The organism is Massilia sp. BAP21 (genome assembly GCF_057801335.1).
The window spans coordinates 1566846-1583641 of the sequence record NZ_CM173596.1 but is presented as its reverse complement, the minus strand read 5'-3'; the positions used below and the strand labels follow the sequence as shown (position 1 = coordinate 1583641).

Here is a 16796-nt window from a genome sequence, read left to right as displayed (position 1 = left end):
CTCCCGAGTCCACGCTGTGCGGCGCCTGATCCCTCGATCAGCCTTTCCCGCCACCCACCGCCGCATCCAGCCGCCTGAACAAACCCTGGTGCAAGCCCCGCGTGTGCTTGGTCATATGCCTGCGCGCATGCGCGATCTCCTGCAACTCGCGCTCGGCCAGCGCCTGGCGCCCACTCCCCAGCGCCCACAAGGCCAGCTCCACGCGCCCTTCGATCCCGCCAAAGCGTTCCACCGCCGTCTCGAACTGCGCGCCCGCTTCTTCCGCGCGCCCGGTGCCCGCATATGCCCGGCCCAGCTCCAGCGCCATTTCCTCGGAGCGGAAGCCCGGCTGCTTGGCCTGCAGCGGCGCCAGCAGCGCCAGCGCCGCCTCCGGCTGCCCGTTCGCCAGCTTCGCACGTGCCGCGCCGAAGATCACTTCCGGGTCGGCGGCAAATGGTCCGCGCAGGCAGGCGTCGTACTGCGCCACGGCCTCGGCGCTCTGGCCATTGTCGAGCAGGGCGCCGGCCAGGCGCATCTGGTTGTAGGCGGTCGGGGTCAGGTCGAAGTCGGCCTGGGCCTCGCGCACCTCGCGGCCCGGGTCGAGGCTGCGACCGATGGCACGCCCGGCCAGGCGCGCCTGGCGCTCGATCTGCGAATGCGGCAGGAAGACGGCCGCGAAGTAGACGATGCTGCCGAGCAGCGGGAAGGAAAAGAGGATCAGCAGCCAGTACATCTGGCGTCCGGTACGCACCGCGTGGATCGCAAAGAAGAGCGCGACGAGGAAGTGAAGTCCGAGTCCGAGATAAGGCATAGCCGAGTCTTGTTTGTTGTTATCGGGACGGAACAAGGCCCCTCAAGGGCGTATTGCTCCGGCCGCAACGATATCTCCAAACAGATGCCAAATGTCTATCGAATTGTCACACCATGGCACAAAATTCCACAGGTTTGACGAAACCTTGCAGTGATCAGACTTTCAGGAACTCTTCGCGCCCGCCCAGCCAGCGCGCCAGGTGGGCGTCGACGATGGCCACGTTTGCCGGCGTCTCGTGCTCGAGCAAACTGGCCGCGATGTCGCGCGCATGCTCGACCAGCCACTGGTCGGTTTCCAGGTCGGCAAAGCGCAGCATGGCCTGGCCCGACTGGCGCGCACCTAAAAATTCGCCCGGGCCGCGGATTTCCAGGTCGCGCCGTGCGATCTCGAAGCCGTCGGTGGTCTCGCGCATCGTCATCAGGCGCTGCTTGGCCACTTGGCCCAGCGGGCTCTGGTACAGCAGCAGGCAGACGCTGGCCGCCGAGCCGCGGCCGACGCGTCCGCGCAGCTGGTGCAGCTGCGACAGGCCGAAACGTTCGGCATGCTCGATCACCATCAGCGAGGCGTTCGGCACGTCCACGCCGACCTCGATCACAGTGGTCGCCACCAGCACGTGCACCTCGCCGGCGGCAAAGGCATCCATGATTACCTGTTTCTCGGCCGGCTTCAGGCGCCCGTGCACCAGGCCGACCTGCAAGTCGGGCAGGGCTTCGGCCAGGGTTTCGTAGGTTTCGGTGGCGGTCTGCAGCTGCAGCGCCTCGGATTCCTCGATCAGCGGACAGACCCAGTACACCTGGCGGCCCTCCAGCGCCGCCGCGTGCACGCGCTCGATCACTTCGTCGCGCCGGTTCTGGTCGATGGCGCGCGTGACGATCGGCGTGCGGCCCGGCGGCAGTTCGTCGATGACGGACACTTCCAGGTCGGCGTAGTAGGTCATGGCCAGGGTGCGTGGGATCGGCGTGGCCGACATCATCAATTGGTGCGGTACCAGGCCGTCGCTGCCCTTGTTCCGCAAGGTGAGGCGCTGGCCGACGCCGAAGCGGTGCTGTTCGTCGACCAGCACCAGGCCGAGTTTGGCGAACTGCACCGAGTCCTGGATCAGCGCATGGGTGCCGATCACCAGGTGCGCCTCGCCCGTTTCCGCCATCTCGCTGGCCGCTGCCTTTTCCTTTTTCTTCAGGCTGCCGGTGAGCCAGGCCACCTTCACGCCGAGCGGCTCCATCCAGGCGGCGATCTTCCTGAAATGCTGCTCGGCCAGGATCTCGGTCGGCGCCATCAGCGCGGCCTGGTAGCCCGAGTCGATGGCCTGGGCGGCGGCTAGCGCCGCCACCACGGTCTTGCCGCTGCCGACGTCGCCCTGCAGCAGGCGCTGCATCGGGTAACCCTCGCGCAAATCGGCGCTGATTTCCTTTACCACGCGCGCCTGGGCATTGGTCAGCTTGAAGGGCAGGGCCTGCAGGAAGGCTTTCGACAGCTCGCCCACCGTGCGCAGCGTTGGTGCGCCCTTGTCGCGGCGTGCGCGCTGGGCCCGTTTCAGCGAGAGCTGCTGGGCCAGCAACTCGTCGAACTTCATGCGCGTCCAGGCCGGGTGCGACTTGTCCATCAGCGCGTATTCGTCGGCGTCCTTCGGCGGGTAGTGCAGCAGCTTCACGGACGGCTCGAAGTCGCCCAGGCCCATCTGGCGCCGGATCGCCAGCGGCACGGTGTCGGTCCAGTCGACCCGCTTCATGGCTTCGCCGATGGCGCGCCGCAGGATAGGCTGCGACAGGCCTTCGCCCGACGGATACACCGGCGTCAGCGAGGTCGGCAGCGGCGCGCCTTCGTTCACCACTTTATAAGTAGGGTGGACCATCTCGGCGCCGAAGAAGCCGTGCTTGACTTCGGTGCGGGCACGCACGCGCACGCCTTCGGCCAATTGCTTGACCTGGCTGCCATAGAAATTCATGAAGCGCAGCAGGATGTCGCCGGATTCGTCGGCAATCGTTACCAGCAGCTGGCGCCGCGGCTTGAAGCTGATCTCGTTTTTCGTGACCACCCCTTCGACCTGCGACACATGGCCGCCGCGCAGGCAGGCCTCGCGTATCGACACGATTTTTGTCTCGTCCTCGTAGCGCATGGGCAGGTGCAGCACCAGGTCCATGTCGGTGCGCAGGCCAAGGCGGGCGAGCTTGCTTTCTGTGGTTTTTGGGGCGGAAGTGGGTTTTGGCGAAGGCATATCTGCGGCAATTTGGCGCGGGCTGACGTAAAATAGAGGGTTCGCCGCACGCGCTGCAGCCCGTATTGTAAAGCTGCCAGCCCCCATTTTCCCAGAAATGAACAGAATGTACTCGCTTTCCGATTTCGATTTTGACTTGCCGCCCGAGCGCATCGCGCAGCTGCCGCTGCCAAACCGCAGTGCCTCGCGCCTGTTGCAGCTCGATGGCGAGCAGATTACCGACCGCCATTTCGCTGACATCGTCGACCAACTGCAAGCCGGCGACCTGCTGGTGATGAACAATACCCGCGTGCTCAAGGCCCGCTTCTTCGGCGTCAAGGAGACCGGCGGCCAGGTCGAGGTGCTGGTCGAGCGCGTGCTGGACAACCGCACCGTGCTGGCCCAGGTGCGCGCCTCCAAGTCGCCGAAACCGGGCAACCGCATCCGCCTGGCCGACGCCTTCGAGGTCACCACCGGCGAGCGCGCCGGCGAATTCTTCACCCTGCATTTCGAAGGCGACGTGTTCGACCTGATCGAGGCTCACGGCCGCCTGCCGCTGCCGCCCTACATCGAGCACAACGCCGGCGAATTCGACGAGCAGCGCTACCAGACCGTGTATTCGAAGGAACCGGGCGCTGTCGCCGCGCCGACCGCCGGCCTGCACTTCGACCAGCCGCTGCTCGACAAATTGGCCGCCAAGGGCGTGCGGTTCGCGTACGTGACGCTGCACGTGGGCGCCGGCACCTTCCAGCCGGTGCGCGTGGAAGACCTGTCGGAGCACAAGATGCACTCCGAGTGGTACACCATCGGCCAGGACACGGTCGATGCGGTGCGCGCCGCGAAGGCGGCCGGGCGCGATGTGGTGGCGGTCGGCACCACCAGCCTGCGCGCGCTGGAATCGGCCTCGCAATCGGGCGAACTGGTGGCGGGCAGTGCCGACACCGCGCTGTTCATCACGCCCGGCTATACCTTCAAGACGGTGACGCGCCTGATCACCAATTTCCACCTGCCGAAGTCGACGCTCATGATGCTGGTGTCGGCCTTTGCCGGCTACGACGCGATCCGCAAGGCCTATGCGCATGCGATCGCCAGCGAATACCGCTTCTTCAGCTATGGCGACGCCATGCTGCTGACCACTACCTCAAAATAAGCCCGTCAAGACTACCGATGCTCGAATTTACGCTCCTGAAGAAAGACACCAGCGGCCTGTCGCATGCGCGCCGCGGCCGTTTGAAACTGAACCACGGCACCATCGAAACCCCGATCTTCATGCCGGTCGGGACCTATGGCTCGGTCAAGGCGATGGACCCGACCGAACTGAAGACCGTGGGCTCGCAGATCATCCTTGGTAACACCTTCCACCTGTGGCTGCGTCCGGGCACCGAGGTGTTCGACAAGTTCGGCGGCCTGCACCAGTTCATGGGCTGGGACAAGCCCATCCTCACCGACTCGGGCGGCTTCCAGGTGTTTTCGCTGGGCGCGATGCGCAAGATCACGGAAGAGGGCGTCACCTTCGCTTCGCCGATCGACGGTTCGCGCCGCTTCCTGTCGCCGGAAGTGTCGATGCAGATCCAGCGTTCGCTGAACTCGGACATCGTGATGCAGTTCGACGAGTGCACGCCGTATGAAATCGATGGCCGCGCGGCCACCGCCGAAGAAGCGGCGAAGTCGATGCGCATGTCGCTGCGCTGGGCCCAGCGCTCGATGAACGAATTCAACCGCGGCGAAAACCCGAACGCGCTGTTCGGCATCGTCCAGGGCGGCATGTACGAGCACCTGCGCGACGAATCGCTGGCCGGCCTGGAAGACATCGACTTCCCGGGCCTGGCGATCGGCGGCCTGTCGGTGGGCGAGCCGAAGGAAGACATGAAGCGCATCCTGGCCCACGTCGGCCCGCGCCTGCCGGAGAACAAGCCGCACTACCTGATGGGCGTGGGTACGCCGGAAGACCTGGTGGAAGGCGTGGCCAACGGCGTCGACATGTTCGACTGCGTGATGCCGACCCGGAACGCGCGCAACGGCTGGCTGTTCACGCGCTTCGGCGACGTGAAGATCAAGAACGCGCGCTATAAGGAAGACATGGCGCCGCTGGACGAATCGTGCACCTGCTACTGCTGCACCAACTTCTCGCGCGCCTACCTGCACCACCTGCATCGCTCGAACGAGATCCTGGGTGCGCGCCTGAATACCATCCACAACCTGCACTATTACCTGAACCTGATGCAGGAAATCCGCGATGCGATCGATGCGGATGGGTTCCATGCGTTCCGGTTGCAGTTCGCGGCGGATCGTAGCCGCGGCGTATAAGGGTTGTAGGGTGGGCACTTGTGCCCACGCGGTCCTACCTTTGCACACCGTACAATATGCAAATGTCCTACCGCGTGGGCTCAAGAGCCCACCCTACAAAATCGAAACGGCACAAAAAAACGCGGCTCGAAAGCCGCGTTTTTCATTGCACCTCTTACTAATTACTCCGCCGCGCGATACCGCTCCAGCCAGTGCGCATACGGCGCCGGCAGCGTCCACGACGGTTTATCCTGGCCCAGCGCCTTGGCTGCCGCATACGTATAGTGCGGGTTGCCCAAGTGCGCGCGGCCGATCATGACCAGGTCCATCTGGCCTTCTTCCACCACGCGATTGGCTACCGTCGGCGAATCGATGTTCCACGACGACGCCACCGGAATGCCCGCTTCGCGCTTCACGCGCTCGGCGATCGGCGCAAGGAAGCCCGAAGCCCAGGGAATGTTCGCATCCGGCGTCGAGAAGCCGACGCTCACGTTCAGCATGTCCAGACCGGCGGCGCGGAACTGGCGCGTCAGTTCGATCGCCTCGTTCAGGGTTTCTTCGTCGCGGCCGTCGAACTCGATCACGCCGAAGCGCGCGGTCAGCGGGAGATTTTCTGGCCAGACGGCGCGCACGGCCGCCAGGGTCTCGAGCAGGAAGCGGCTGCGGCCGGCGAAGCTGCCGCCGTAGTCGTCGCTACGCTGGTTCGCGTGCACCGAGAAGAAACTCTGGCCGAGGTAGCCGTGGGCGAAGTGCAGCTCCAGCCACTCGAAGCCGGCCTCCAGGGCGCGGCGTGCGGCGGCGGCGAAGTCGGCCTTCACGCGCTCGATGTCGGCAATCGTCATCTCTTTCGGCACTTGCGGCAGGTTGGCGCCAAAGGCAACCGCCGACGGCGAGATGGTTTCCCAGCTGCGCGGGTCCGTGGCTGGGATGTGGTCGTCGCCTTCCCATGGACGCTGGGCGCTGGCCTTGCGGCCGGCGTGGCCGATCTGGATGCCGGCAATGGCGCCGCCCGCCTTGATGCCGGCGGCAATGCGCGCCAGGCCCGGCACGTGCTCGTCGGACCACAGGCCCAGGCAGCCCGGGGTGATACGGCCTTCCGGCGACACGCCGGTGGCTTCCACGATCACCAGGCCGGCGCCGCCACGGGCGATGCTTTCATAGTGGGTGGTGTGCCATTCGTTGGTGTAGCCATCGATGGCGCTGTACTGGCACATCGGCGGCACCGCGATGCGGTTGCGCAGGGTGACGCCCTTGAGGGTAAACGGGGTGAAAAGTGCTGACATGGGGTAGGGATCTCTTGCAAAAATAAGCGGGTCAGGCGCGGCCGTTGAGCTTGGCGGCGCGGGACGGGGATGATACCCGCGCGTCGGGATCTTCGCTGGAGACGGCTAAATGTGAGTGCCCACTTTCACTGTGGGGTGGACACCTGTGTCCACGCGGTGCCCCGGTTGATCAGTCGAACATGGCGAGCACGACGAGTAAAGTGCGCAAGGGCAGGACTGTGTGGACACGGGTGCCTAGCGCGGCCCGGCCCCCCTACAGCGGCAACAGCAACAGCCGGTATGTACATGATGCCGCCCCGGTAATACCACCCTCGCCGTGTGGATTTCCTACTTGCATTTTTTACAGCCAACCCCACATGCGGCGGAATGGCCGCTGGCAGTGCGCCGGTGCTAGAATACAGCGCTGTTTTTTTCATCTCATAATCGGAGTCCTTGTGTTCATTTCCAACGCTTACGCGCAAACCACCACTGCAGCCGCCGATCCTGGCCTGATGGGTAGCCTGACGACCTTCGCTCCGCTGCTGATCATGTTCGTGGTCATGTACTTCCTGATGATTCGCCCACAGCAGAAGCGCCAGAAAGAAGCCAAGGCGATGATGGACGCGCTCGCCAAGGGCGACGAAGTGGTCACCGCCGGCGGCATCCTGGGCCGCGTGACCAAGGTTACCGATACCTATGTGACCCTGGAAATCGCCACCAACACCGAACTGGTGGTGCAGAAGAACGCCGTGACCACGCTGCTGCCGAAGGGCACCCTGAAGTCCCTGTAAGCCAAGCGCCGCGGCCTGCTTGCGGGCCGCACGCCGCTCAACATAGAACGCTGGAACATCATGAATCGCTATCCGCTCTGGAAATACATACTGATCGCTGTTGCGCTCCTGCTGGGCGCGCTGTACACGGCGCCCAACTACTTCGGCGAATCGCCGGCGCTGCAAGTGACGACCGGCAAGACGACGGTCAAGATTACGAGCGACACCTCGGCGCAAGTGGCCGACGTGCTGAAACGCGAGGGTGTTCCGGCGAACCAGGTGTCGCTCGACGGCTCCGGCAACTCGACCGCCGTGCGGGCCCGCTTCGACACCACCGACGCCCAGTTCAAGGCCAAGCTCGCGCTCGAGCGCCAGCTCAACCGTGACGCCGCCGACCCCGATTACATCGTCACCGTCAACCTGGTGAAGAATACCCCGGCCTGGATGCAGTCCCTGCGCGCGCTGCCGATGAACCTCGGCCTCGACCTGCGCGGCGGCGTCCACTTCCTGCTGCAAGTCGACTCCAAGGCCGTGCTCGAAACCCGCATCAAGAGCACCCAGACCAGCGTGCGTAGCGTCCTGCGCGACGCCAACGTGCGCCATGCCGGCATCGAGCGCAACGGCAATGCCATCGAGGTGAACTTCCGCGACGAGCAGACCCGCACCGCCGCCCGCAACGTGCTGGCCAAGCAGATGGCCGACCTGACCCTGGCCGACGCCGCCGACGGCACCGAACTGAAACTGGTCGCCACCATGAAGGCCGAGGCGCTCAAGCGCATCGTCGAGGAAGGCGTCAACCAGAACATCTCGACCCTGTCGAAGCGTATCAACGAACTCGGCGTGACCGAGCCGGTCATCCAGCGCCAGGGCGCCGACCGCATCATCGTGCAATTGCCGGGCGTGCAAGACGTGGCCCGTGCGAAAGACCTGATCGGCCGCACCGCCACCCTGGAACTGCGCCTGGTCGACAACAGCGTGACCCCGGGCACCGAGCTCTCCAGCACGATCCCGCTGAACTCGGAACTGTTCACCGAAGGCCGCGGCGCCCCGGTCGTGGTGTCGAAAGACATTATCCTGACCGGCGACTACATCACCGGCGCCGTTGCCAGCTTCGACCAGAACCAGCAGCCGGCCGTCTCGGTCGACCTGAACGGCGACGGCGGCCGCAAGATCCGCCTGGTGACCCGCGAAAACGTCGGCAAACGCATGGCGATTTTGCTGAAAGAGAAGGGCAAGTACACCGTGCCGTCGGCCCCGACCATCCAGAGCGAACTGGGTTCAACCTTCCAGATCACCGGCATCGGCAACGCCCAGGAAGCGAACGAACTGGCCCTGCTGCTGCGCTCGGGCGCGCTGTCGGCCCCGATGGAATTCATCGAGGAACGCGTGGTCGGCCCACAGCTCGGCGCCGAGAACATTTCGCGCGGCCTGCACTCGACCCTGTGGGGCTTCGTGGCGATTGCCGTCTTCATGATCATCTACTACCACATGTTCGGTGTGTTCAGTGCGGTGGCGCTGGCGGCCAACGTGCTGTTCCTGCTGGCCCTGCTGTCGATGCTGCAGGCAACGCTGACCCTGCCGGGTATCGCGGCTATCGCGCTGGCCCTCGGTATGGCAATTGACGCCAACGTGCTGATCAACGAACGTATCCGCGAGGAACTCCGAGCCGGCGCCACGCCGCAGCAGGCGATCACGCATGGTTTCAGCCACGCCTGGGACACGATTTTCGACTCCAACGTAACCACCCTGATCGTCGGCCTGGCGCTGCTGATCTTCGGTACCGGTGCGGTGCGCGGCTTCGCCGTGGTGCACACCCTGGGCATCCTGACCTCGATGTTCTCGGCCGTGTTCGTCTCGCGCGGTTTCGTGAACCTGTGGTACGGCCGCCGCGGCAAGAAAGTGACCAAGCTGTCGGTCGGTACGGTGTGGACGCCGGGCCTGCCCGCTGAAAAGAAATAAGGACGAGGAACTGTCATGGAATTTTTCAAAATCAAGCGGGACATCCCGTTCATGCGCCACGCGTTGATCTTCAACGTGATCTCGGCGCTGACCTTCGTGGCTGCCGTGTTCTTCCTGGTGACCAAGGGCCTGCACTTCTCGGTGGAGTTCACCGGCGGCACCGTGATGGAACTGCGTTACCCGCATGCGGCGGACCAGGAAAAAATCCGCGCGACGCTGCGCTCGATCGGCCATGAAGCGCCTGAAGTGGCGAGCTTTGGCACCGCCCAGGACATCATGCTGCGCCTGCCGCCGGTGAAGACCGCGGCTGGCTCGACCGTGTCGGGCGAAGCCTTCAAGGCCGTCTGCGCCTCGGAAGGCGGCACCCCGAAACAGATCAACGTGACGGAAAAGGGCCAGCAGATCGAACGCACCAGCTGCGCGAATGCAGCCGGCGCCGAGCTGGTGACCCTGCAGCGCGTCGACTTCGTCGGCCCGCAGGTCGGCGACGAACTGGCCGAAAGCGGCCTGCACGCGCTGATCATGGTCGTGGTCGGCGTGGTGATCTACCTGGCGATCCGCTTCGAATGGAAATTCGCCGTGGCCGCGATCCTGGCCAACCTGCACGACGTGGTCATCATCCTGGGCTTCTTCGCCTTCTTCCAGTGGGAATTCTCGCTGACGGTGCTGGCGGCGATCCTGGCGGTGCTGGGTTACTCGGTGAACGAATCGGTGGTGATTTTCGACCGTATCCGTGAAACCTTCCGCAAGCAGCGCAAGATGAGCGTGACCGAGGTCATCGACCACGCGATCACCAGCACCATCTCGCGTACCATCATCACCCACGCCTCGACCCAGATGATGGTGCTGTCGATGCTGTTCTTCGGCGGCCCGTCGCTGCATTATTTCGCGATGGCGCTGACGATCGGTATCTGCTTCGGTATTTACTCGTCGGTGTTCGTGGCTGCCGCGCTGGCAATGTGGTTCGGCGTAAAACGCGAAGACCTGATCAAGCCGGTCAAGGAAAAGGACGAGACCGACGGCGCCGTGGTGTAATTAGCCGGCCCGCATGAAAAAGCCGCCACGGTGAAGGCCGTGGCGGCTTTTTTATTCTATACACATTTCCGCACCTCGATTTTTACAAGGAATTTGCTGATATGTGACATTTCCTGGTGTTGTGTGAGTTAACGCACAGAGCGTTGGGGGAGGCAAACCGTATAGTGAACCTGTCTCTTTCAGGACATCCCTAGTTTTGGACTTCACCCGCTCCGCTTGGAGCGGGTTTTTTTTTGCCTGGTCTGCTTGCGCGGCGAATGAAACAGAAATGTCACATGAATGTGAAATGGCGCACAGAGTATGCGGGAACCGGGAACTATAGTGGAGCTGTCTCTTTCAGGACATCCCTAGTTTTGGACTTTGCCCGCTCCGTTTGGAGTGGGCATTTTTTTTGTGGGTTGGAATTGCGAAGGGCAGGATGGCAAGCGGTATTGGGGCTTTTGCCTGTTGCGCTATTGGTGTGTTGAATCCGCGTGGGCACGGAGTGCCCACCCTACGGGATACGTTGCGTATCCGCGTTTCGTACGATTTGCTGCTGGTGGTGGACTGTATGGGTTTGTATGAACTCGCTATTAACGGCGACCTCACGGTTTTCGCGTGAACTTGCCGATAACGGTGACCGTAGGGTGGGCACCCGTGCCCACGCGGATCAAAAGGACCGATAACAGCGCAGGCAACAGCCCCATTACCGCTGATCGGACCGCCTTACAACAACGCCGACGTCAAACTCTGCACCTCTTCCGCCGACTCTTCCATGATCCTTGCCAGGGTCCCATCCCCCACCGCGAAATCAATGGTCGCCGCCGCCTGCACACTGGTCGCACCCGGCCGTTCCAGCAACGGCGAATGCTCCGGCGACAAATCGTTCGCCAGCAACAGGGTGTCCCCGAGGGTCTCCGGCGGCAGCGCACGCATGCCATTCCACATGGCCTCGATCGCCCCCATCACCGGCGCCGGTACGCCCAGCTTGAGCAGCACGCCGCGGCCGATCGCCACTTCGCCATGCTCCAGCCAATCCTCGGCGCCGCCTTCGAGCAGCCCCGGATACGCATGCGCGCGCGACAGCATGTAGAAGCCGCCCACCTCGTGCACGATGCCGGCAAACATCGCCGTCTCCGGATCGACGAACGACACCCGGCGCGCGATCACCTGGGCCAGCGCGGCCACGTGGGCCGAGTGGCGCCACAACTGATCGGCCTTGGCACGCAGCACCGGATCGGTGATCTCGCTGCTCAGCTGGCGCACGATCACCGAGGCCGCCAGCGCGCCCAGCGTACGGAAACCGACGCGCTGCACGGCGGCGCGCACGCTGGTCACGTCGTTACCGGCGCGGTTGTAGGTGACGGAGTTGGCAATGGCAACCGTGCGCGCAGCCAGCAACGGCTCGGCCTGCACCAGGCGCGCCGCCGCATCGGCGTGGCAATCGGGATCATTGAGCGCACGCTGCAGCTTGAGCGTGGCGTCAACATTGGTCGGGAAGCTGAGCTCGCCGCGGATGGCCTGGGCGGCGATGCTCTTGAGGGCGTCTAGTCTGTCCATCGAAAAATTATACTCCCTGCGAACAGCCACACTTCGGAGTATTTGCTCCAAAGCATCTTTTTACAACGCCAAACGTCTCGCGATCAAGGCTCGCTGAAGATGGCGTCGCAGTCTTCCTTCGGCTCTTCGGTGTCCTGCAGTTCGTCGACCAGGCCCAGGTCGAACAGTTCCTCGACGGCGTTCATGAAGCTGCTCAGTTTGGTCGCGCCGATCAGGCGGTAGATCTCGCCGTCTTCGTTGCGCACGCCGATCAGCATGGCTTCCTCGCGCACTTCGGCTTCCGGAGCGATGTCGAGCAGAATATTGCCGATGATGTGCTTGTCGAAGTGGGCCGGCTTCTTGCCGTCGATCAGGGAAGTTTTCAAGATGATTCCTTTTGTTGTGATAATGAAGGGGAAGGGCGTCCTGCCCCGAGTATCCGTTCGCGCAATTTCCTCAGTGCGCCGTCGACCTCGTCGAATTCGGCATCGCTGAAATCTTCAAACAATTGCTTGCCGTGTGCAACCACCTTCGGGAACACATCGCGAAACACCGCTTCGCCGCTATCGGTCAGGCGCACGAAATACGAGCGTTTGTCCTCATCGCTACGTTCGCGCAGCACCAGCTGTTTCTGCTCGAGCCGTTCGATGACGCCGGTCAGCGTGCCTTTCGTAATCAGGGTGCGCTCACCCAATTCCTTGTAGCTCATGCCGCTGGTATTGCCGAGCGTGGCGATGATGTCGAATTGCGCGTGCGTCAAACCGTACTGGCGCACGGATTCGCCCGAATACCGTTCGAAGCCCTGCAGGCATTCGGCCAGCAAGCGGACGCTCTTTAAATATCGTTCCCCCATGAAGCGAGATTATATCCGCGAGCAGCCTTTCGGCGACGACGGTTCGCCGTTAGAAGCTATCTCAGCAGGTCGGAGTCGCTGCTGGCGCGCCTGACAAGCGGGGACGGTGTTGCGCGTCGTTGCATGGCTCCGCCATGCGGCCTCCTTGCGCCTTGCCCGCGCTCGCCAGGCATCACCATCCGCTTCCCCCGACCTACTGAGATAGCTTCTTATGGCCGAGGCGCGTACCATACCGCTTTTCTTCGCGCCGCATTCCATGACCCGCCATCTCCACGGCATATTCGCTCTGCTGCTCGTCACGCTGGTCTGGGGCACGACCTTCCCGGCAATGAAAGACCTGACCGGTCATTTCTCGGCCGTGTGGATCATTCTCGTGCGTTTTGTCCTTGCCGCCGTCTTGTTGTCGCCCTTCCTGTGGCGCGGCAAGCTGGCCGACATGCGTGCCGGCGCCATTCTCGGCGCTTTGTTGTTTTTCTGCTTCGTGTTCCAGGTCGAGGGCCTGGCCCTGACCAGCTCGAACCGCAACGCATTCATCTGCGGCCTGAACGTGCTGGTCGTGCCGCTGCTGGGCGTGCTGGCCGGCCGCCTGCCAGAACGCCGCATCGTGCTGGCTCTTGTCATGTCGATCGCCGGCCTGGCCGCACTGTGCTGGGACGGCGGCGCCTGGGGCACCGGCGACTCGCTCGCCCTGCTGAGCGCGCTGTGCTTCGGCGTCTACATCAAGGTGATGGAAGTGCAGACCCGGCGCGCCACGCGCCTGCTCACCGTGACCGCCGCCCAGATCGGCACCGTCGGCCTGTGCGCCGCGCTCTGGCTGCTGGCGCGCGAACTGCCGGGCGAGGCCGTGGCACGCGCCGCCTATCTCGACGGCGTATTCGGCAAGCTTGGCCAGCACGGCTGGAACTTCGCCTACCTGGGCGTGGTCGCCACCGCCGCCATCATCTCGCTGCAAACCTGGGGCCAGTCGCGCACCTCGGCCAACGAGGCGGCGGTGGTGTATGCCTTCGAGCCGGCCGCGGCCGCCTTCTTCGGCTACTTCTGGCTGGGCGAAGCCTTGACGGCGCGGGGCTGGCTCGGTGGCCTGCTGTTGATCTCCGGTATGATAGTCAGTCAATGGAATTCCGAACGCCGGCCATCCGCCGCGCTTGCTCCCGAGTGAACAACGTCACGATCCGCTTCAATGCCGCAAGCTGAACTGTCCCGCCTGGCGCAGGAGAGGCCGCTGCGCGTGCTGCTCGTGAATGCCGGCGAGCCGGACACGATGAGTTGGTCGGGCCTGGCCCAGCCGCTGCGCCTGGCCGCCAAGATCCTCGGCCCCGAGCGCCTGCACGTGGACGTGCGCAGCCCCGACAAGTTCACCAGCGACGCCCAGCGCCACTGGCACCTGGTGCTACTGGCCGCCGACGAAGCCCAGGCCGGCCTGAAACCCGCGAACTTCCGCGCCCTGGTCGAACGCTGCCGCGCCGCGCCGTTCTGGGGCGGCGTGGGTGCCGGCGTGCTGTGGCTGGCCGAGGCCGGCGCCCTGAACGGCGTGCGCACCGCGCTGCCATGGTCGCTGTACGCCGGCGCCGACAGCCGCGCCGACCAGGCCGTCTTCACGCCCCACCTCTACGAAATCGAAGGCGAACGTTTGACCTGCTGCGGCGGGGCGGCGTCCGTGGATTTCGCGCTGACCTTGATCGACATCATTTTCGGCTCGACCGTGCAGGCGCAGGTGAAGGAGATCTTGTGTGTCGACAGGGTGCGCGGCAAGGAAGAGCGCCAGCGCGTGGCCCTGCAGGCGCGCTTCGGCACATTGCAGCCCAAGCTGACCGAAGCGGTGACGCTGATGGAAGCGAATATCGAGGAGCCGCTCTCGACCGACGAGATCGCCCAGCTGGCCGGGGTGTCTCGGCGCCAGCTGGAGCGGCTGTTCAAGCAGTATCTGGGCAGTTTGCCGTCACGCTATTACCTGGAGCTGCGCCTGACGCGGGCGCGGCAACTGCTGCTCGATACCAATTACTCGATCGTGCAGGTGGGGCTGATGTGCGGGTTTTCGTCGGGCTCGCATTTTTCGACGGCGTTCGGGGCGCTGTTCGGAAATACGCCGCGGGAAGAGCGGCAGCGGCGCTTGGCTGAATAGCAGCCGCATCAGCCTTCCGGTCGCGAGGGGAGGGCGCCTCCAGAATACCGCGATATCGCACGATTCCTGACGTTTTGCTGCGATATGCGCGCGAAATCACATGATATGTTCACGAAATCCTGCGATTTGCCGACGCAAATACACGATCTCTGCACGAATTTGAACGATACGAAATCTGCATACCTAAGAGACTGGATGAATCATCCTGTCCCCGCATCCCGGGATGTCCATGCCGCCAGCCATTTACCAGCGCCCGCGTGCATAGCTTGTCAGCGCAAGGTAGAAAATCCCCACCGCAGCCGCAAAAACGACCACCAGGGCGATGCCCACGCTGATCCAGTATGTCCGTTTATCGTGCGGCTGTGCTTCCAGCAAATCCAGCAAAGGAGCCAGTGCGAGGAGAAATGGCGGAAACGGGGAGCCAATGCCGATTGCAAGCAAGCCGCCGAGTACAAGCACGACAACTTGGTGCAGCAGGATGAATTTCGTGCGGTTGTGTGGTGGGCGCATGGCGATCCGCAGGTTGACTGGTCGATTTGATACTTCTACAGCGTGTAAAGCTTGCCGTGCTTCATCGCGCGATGTGCGGATACCGCATTGACTTCCGGCCAAAAATGAAAATCCCCGTCGCACTTCTGCAAGAACTTGCCTGATAGCCTTCCTATAATGACCAGACTCGGCGCCGGCCCTCCGTGCGCCTGTCACGAACTTAGGATGAGGAAAAAGTCATGAACGCAAAGCTTGATTCGGGTGTCACAACGCGGCCTGTCACTCGGCAGACCTTCGACGAAGTCCTCGTCCCGACCTACGCTCCGGCTGCGATGGTGCCGGTGCGCGCTTCGGGCCTGGACGTGTGGGACCAGGAAGGCAAGCACTACCTCGACTTCACCTCCGGTATCGCCGTCTCGAGCCTGGGCCACTGCAACCCGGTGCTGGTCGACGCGATGACCAAGCAGCTCAACACCCTCTGGCACCTCGGCAACGGCTACACCAACGAGCCGGTGCTGCGCCTGGCCTCGGCCCTGACCGACGCCACCTTCGCCGACCGCGCCTTCTTCTGCAATTCGGGCGCGGAAGCGAACGAGGCGGCCCTGAAACTGGCGCGCAAGTACGCGCATACCAAATTCGGCCCGCACAAGTCGCGCATCATTTCCTGCCTGTCGTCCTTCCACGGCCGCACCCTGTTCACCGTGTCGGTCGGCGGCCAGCCGAAGTACACCGAAGGCTTCGAGCCGCTGCCGCAGGAAATCAACCACATCCCGTACAACGACATCGACGCGGCGCGCGCCGCCATCCTCGATGACGTGGCGGCCGTGATCGTCGAGCCGATCCAGGGCGAGGGCGGCGTCATCCCGGGCAACAAGGAATACCTGCAAGCCCTGCGCGAGCTGTGCGACAAGACCGGCGCCCTGCTGATCTTCGACGAAGTGCAGTCGGGCGTGGGCCGCACCGGCACCCTGTACACCTACATGGAAACCGGCGTGACCCCGGACATCCTGACCAGCGCCAAGGCCCTGGGCAACGGCTACCCGATCGGCGCCATGCTCACCACGAACGCGATCGCCGAGCACTTCAACGTCGGCTCGCACGGCACCACCTACGGCGGCAACCCGCTGGCCGCGACCGTCGCACTGAACGTGATCGAGACCATCAACCAGCCGGCCTTCCTGGCGCGCGTGAAGGAAGCCAGCGCCAAGATCTTCGCGAATCTCGACAAGCTGTCGGCCGACTACCCGCAGCTGTTCGGCAAGGCACGCGGCATGGGCCTGCTGATCGGCCTGCCGATGGCCGAAGGCTACAAGGGCCGCGCCAAGGACCTGACCAAGGTCGCCGAAGGCCTCGGCCTGATGCTGCTGGTGGCCGGCTTCGACGTCGTGCGCCTGGCGCCGGCGCTGATCGTCTCGGACGAGCAGATCGCCGAAGCCGACCGCATCATGCGCGCCGCCGTCGAGCAGTTCCTGGCTGCCTGATCCGCGAAAGCCATAGCAGCTTGCAGTAACAAGGCCC

Annotated in this window: 15 protein-coding genes; 8 read left to right on the top strand and 7 right to left on the bottom strand. The window is 63.8% G+C overall.

All coding sequences use genetic code 11. The features are described 5' to 3' along the window. Nucleotides 1–37: 37 nt before the first annotated feature. Together ACWYRN_RS06940 and recG are read right to left on the bottom strand one after the other, a co-directional pair. The gene (locus ACWYRN_RS06940) at nt 38–790 is read right to left on the bottom strand and encodes a hypothetical protein (protein ID WP_488691742.1); all 753 of its coding nucleotides are present in this window, start codon (nt 788–790) and stop codon (nt 38–40) included. A gap of 154 nt (nt 791–944) precedes the next feature. Continuing rightward, nucleotides 945–3005 carry an ATP-dependent DNA helicase RecG gene (gene recG / locus ACWYRN_RS06935; protein WP_488691741.1) on the bottom strand — a complete coding sequence of 687 codons (2061 nt, stop codon included), beginning with the start codon at nt 3003–3005 and terminating at the stop codon, nt 945–947. A gap of 106 nt (nt 3006–3111) precedes the next feature. Between recG and queA the strand changes: the two genes are divergently transcribed. Both queA and tgt read left to right on the top strand, forming a co-directional pair. Then, nucleotides 3112–4134 (top strand): tRNA preQ1(34) S-adenosylmethionine ribosyltransferase-isomerase QueA, encoded by a 1023-nt coding sequence (gene queA / locus ACWYRN_RS06930; RefSeq protein WP_488691739.1) that lies wholly within the window; start codon nt 3112–3114, stop codon nt 4132–4134. Between the two features lie 17 nt (nt 4135–4151). After that, nucleotides 4152–5291 (top strand): tRNA guanosine(34) transglycosylase Tgt, encoded by a 1140-nt coding sequence (gene tgt, locus ACWYRN_RS06925; RefSeq protein ID WP_488691737.1) that lies wholly within the window; start codon nt 4152–4154, stop codon nt 5289–5291. A gap of 161 nt (nt 5292–5452) precedes the next feature. Here the strand turns inward: tgt and ACWYRN_RS06920 are convergent, their stop codons facing one another. Beyond that, nucleotides 5453–6553 (bottom strand): NADH:flavin oxidoreductase/NADH oxidase, encoded by a 1101-nt coding sequence (locus tag ACWYRN_RS06920; protein ID WP_488691735.1) that lies wholly within the window; start codon nt 6551–6553, stop codon nt 5453–5455. 434 nt (nt 6554–6987) lie between these two features. Between ACWYRN_RS06920 and yajC the strand changes: the two genes are divergently transcribed. The 3 genes from yajC to secF are packed head-to-tail and all read left to right on the top strand — an operon-like array spanning nt 6988 to nt 10296. Then, on the top strand, nt 6988–7323 hold the full coding sequence (gene yajC, locus ACWYRN_RS06915) for a preprotein translocase subunit YajC (RefSeq protein WP_488691734.1): 336 nt from the start codon (nt 6988–6990) through the stop codon (nt 7321–7323). 60 nt (nt 7324–7383) lie between these two features. Then, a complete protein-coding gene (gene secD / locus ACWYRN_RS06910) occupies nt 7384–9261 on the top strand; it encodes a protein translocase subunit SecD (protein ID WP_488691733.1) in 1878 nt (625 codons plus the stop codon). A 15-nt stretch (nt 9262–9276) separates the two neighbouring features. Continuing rightward, nucleotides 9277–10296: a protein translocase subunit SecF gene (gene secF / locus ACWYRN_RS06905; protein ID WP_488691732.1), complete on the top strand. Its 1020-nt coding sequence runs from the start codon at nt 9277–9279 to the stop codon at nt 10294–10296. A 705-nt stretch (nt 10297–11001) separates the two neighbouring features. Here secF and ACWYRN_RS06900 read toward each other — a convergent pair. From ACWYRN_RS06900 to ACWYRN_RS06890, 3 genes are all read right to left on the bottom strand, one after another. Continuing rightward, nucleotides 11002–11835, bottom strand: coding sequence for an HDOD domain-containing protein (locus ACWYRN_RS06900; protein ID WP_488691731.1), 834 nt, complete (start codon nt 11833–11835; stop codon nt 11002–11004). An 83-nt stretch (nt 11836–11918) separates the two neighbouring features. Further along, nucleotides 11919–12200: a hypothetical protein gene (locus tag ACWYRN_RS06895; RefSeq protein WP_290425149.1), complete on the bottom strand. Its 282-nt coding sequence runs from the start codon at nt 12198–12200 to the stop codon at nt 11919–11921. Beyond that, nucleotides 12197–12667 carry a MarR family winged helix-turn-helix transcriptional regulator gene (locus ACWYRN_RS06890; protein ID WP_488691730.1) on the bottom strand — a complete coding sequence of 157 codons (471 nt, stop codon included), beginning with the start codon at nt 12665–12667 and terminating at the stop codon, nt 12197–12199. Before ACWYRN_RS06890 ends, ACWYRN_RS06895 begins: the two co-directional genes overlap by 4 nt. A gap of 256 nt (nt 12668–12923) precedes the next feature. On the opposite strand from ACWYRN_RS06890, the gene ACWYRN_RS06885 reads away from it, so the two are divergent. Beyond that, nucleotides 12924–13826, top strand: coding sequence for a DMT family transporter (locus ACWYRN_RS06885; RefSeq protein WP_488691729.1), 903 nt, complete (start codon nt 12924–12926; stop codon nt 13824–13826). Nucleotides 13827–13847: 21 nt separating this feature from the next. Then, a complete protein-coding gene (locus ACWYRN_RS06880) occupies nt 13848–14789 on the top strand; it encodes a GlxA family transcriptional regulator (RefSeq protein WP_488691728.1) in 942 nt (313 codons plus the stop codon). A gap of 243 nt (nt 14790–15032) precedes the next feature. Here the strand turns inward: ACWYRN_RS06880 and ACWYRN_RS06875 are convergent, their stop codons facing one another. Continuing rightward, a complete protein-coding gene (locus tag ACWYRN_RS06875; RefSeq protein ID WP_488691727.1) occupies nt 15033–15299 on the bottom strand; it encodes a hypothetical protein in 267 nt (88 codons plus the stop codon). Between the two features lie 218 nt (nt 15300–15517). Here ACWYRN_RS06875 and astC point away from each other — a divergent pair, with 218 nt between their 5' ends. Beyond that, nucleotides 15518–16759: an acetylornithine/succinylornithine family transaminase gene (astC, locus tag ACWYRN_RS06870; RefSeq protein ID WP_488691726.1), complete on the top strand. Its 1242-nt coding sequence runs from the start codon at nt 15518–15520 to the stop codon at nt 16757–16759. The last annotated feature ends 37 nt before the right edge of the window (nt 16760–16796 follow it).